The sequence below is a fragment of the Streptomyces sp. UG1 genome (genome assembly GCF_049974585.1).
In the GTDB taxonomy this organism is placed as follows: Bacteria; Actinomycetota; Actinomycetes; order Streptomycetales; family Streptomycetaceae; genus Streptomyces.
The window spans coordinates 1-2,701 of record NZ_JBNGGG010000117.1; the positions used below are offsets into that span (position 1 = coordinate 1).

Below are 2,701 nucleotides of genomic sequence, written 5' to 3' on the forward strand. Positions count from 1 at the left end.
CTCAGAACCAACACAGTGGACGCGAGCCTCTATGGACAAGCCCTCGGCCTATTAGTACCGGTCACCTCCACACATTACTGTGCTTCCAGATCCGGCCTATCAACCCAGTCGTCTACTGGGAGCCTTACCCCATCAAGTGGGTGGGAGTCCTCATCTCGAAGCAGGCTTCCCGCTTAGATGCTTTCAGCGGTTATCCCTCCCGAACGTAGCCAACCAGCCATGCCCTTGGCAGAACAACTGGCACACCAGAGGTTCGTCCGTCCCGGTCCTCTCGTACTAGGGACAGCCCTTCTCAAGACTCCTACGCGCACAGCGGATAGGGACCGAACTGTCTCACGACGTTCTAAACCCAGCTCGCGTACCGCTTTAATGGGCGAACAGCCCAACCCTTGGGACCGACTCCAGCCCCAGGATGCGACGAGCCGACATCGAGGTGCCAAACCATCCCGTCGATATGGACTCTTGGGGAAGATCAGCCTGTTATCCCCGGGGTACCTTTTATCCGTTGAGCGACGGCGCTTCCACAAGCCACCGCCGGATCACTAGTCCCGACTTTCGTCCCTGCTCGACCCGTCGGTCTCACAGTCAAGCTCCCTTGTGCACTTACACTCAACACCTGATTGCCAACCAGGCTGAGGGAACCTTTGGGCGCCTCCGTTACCCTTTAGGAGGCAACCGCCCCAGTTAAACTACCCATCAGACACTGTCCCTGATCCGGATCACGGACCCAGGTTAGACATCCAGCACGACCAGACTGGTATTTCAACGACGACTCCACACGAACTGGCGTCCGCGTTTCAAAGTCTCCCAGCTATCCTACACAAGCCGAACCGAACACCAATATCAAACTGTAGTAAAGGTCCCGGGGTCTTTCCGTCCTGCTGCGCGAAACGAGCATCTTTACTCGTAGTGCAATTTCACCGGGCCTATGGTTGAGACAGTCGAGAAGTCGTTACGCCATTCGTGCAGGTCGGAACTTACCCGACAAGGAATTTCGCTACCTTAGGATGGTTATAGTTACCACCGCCGTTTACTGGCGCTTAAGTTCTCAGCTTCGCCCGGACGAATCCAAGCTAACCGGTCCCCTTAACGTTCCAGCACCGGGCAGGCGTCAGTCCGTATACATCGCCTTACGGCTTCGCACGGACCTGTGTTTTTAGTAAACAGTCGCTTCTCGCTGGTCTCTGCGGCCACCCCCAGCTCAGGATGTAAAACCCATCACCAGGTGTGGCCCCCCTTCTCCCGAAGTTACGGGGGCATTTTGCCGAGTTCCTTAACCATAGTTCACCCGAACGCCTCGGTATTCTCTACCTGACCACCTGAGTCGGTTTAGGGTACGGGCCGCCATGAAACTCGCTAGAGGCTTTTCTCGACAGCATAGGATCATCCACTTCACCACAATCGGCTCGGCATCAGGTCTCACCCTGCATGAGCGGCGGATTTACCTACCACTCGGGCTACACCCTTACCCCGGGACAACCACCGCCCGGGATGGACTACCTTCCTGCGTCACCCCATCACTCACCTACTACCAACTCGGGTCACCGGCTCCACCACTCCGCGCTTGTCCGAAGACGCACACGGCGGTTTCACGGGCTTAGCATCACTGGATTCGATGTTTGACGCTTCACAGCGGGTACCGGAATATCAACCGGTTATCCATCGACTACGCCTGTCGGCCTCGCCTTAGGTCCCGACTTACCCTGGGCAGATCAGCTTGACCCAGGAACCCTTAGTCAATCGGCGCACACGTTTCTCACGTGTGAATCGCTACTCATGCCTGCATTCTCACTCGTCAACCGTCCACAACTCGCTTACACGGCTGCTTCACCCGGCAGACGACGCTCCCCTACCCATCACGATCCCCGTTGGGGGTCAATATCGCAATGACACGACTTCGGCGGTACGCTTGAGCCCCGCTACATTGTCGGCGCGGAATCACTTGACCAGTGAGCTATTACGCACTCTTTCAAGGGTGGCTGCTTCTAAGCCAACCTCCTGGTTGTCTCTGCGACTCCACATCCTTTCCCACTTAGCGTACGCTTAGGGGCCTTAGTCGATGCTCTGGGCTGTTTCCCTCTCGACCATGGAGCTTATCCCCCACAGTCTCACTGCCGCGCTCTCACTTACCGGCATTCGGAGTTTGGCTAAGGTCAGTAACCCGGTAGGGCCCATCGCCTATCCAGTGCTCTACCTCCGGCAAGAAACACACGACGCTGCACCTAAATGCATTTCGGGGAGAACCAGCTATCACGGAGTTTGATTGGCCTTTCACCCCTAACCACAGGTCATCCCCCAGGTTTTCAACCCTGGTGGGTTCGGTCCTCCACGAAGTCTTACCTCCGCTTCAACCTGCCCATGGCTAGATCACTCCGCTTCGGGTCTTGAGCGCGCTACTATCCCGCCCTATTCGGACTCGCTTTCGCTACGGCTTCCCCACACGGGTTAACCTCGCAACACACCGCAAACTCGCAGGCTCATTCTTCAAAAGGCACGCAGTCACGACATGCAAGCAAGCTTGCATGCGACGCTCCCACGGCTTGTAGGCACACGGTTTCAGGTACTATTTCACTCCCCTCCCGGGGTACTTTTCACCATTCCCTCACGGTACTATCCGCTATCGGTCACCAGGGAATATTTAGGCTTAGCGGGTGGTCCCGCCAGATTCACACGGGATTTCTCGGGCCCCGTGCTACTTGGG

At 56.7% G+C, this 2,701-nt stretch carries 1 rRNA gene; it reads right to left on the reverse strand.

Annotation, left to right across the window (positions count from 1 at the left end):
• Nucleotides 1–31 precede the first annotated feature (31 nt).
• Nucleotides 32–2,701 (reverse strand): 23S ribosomal RNA (locus ACP4J3_RS50520); the annotation flags it as partial.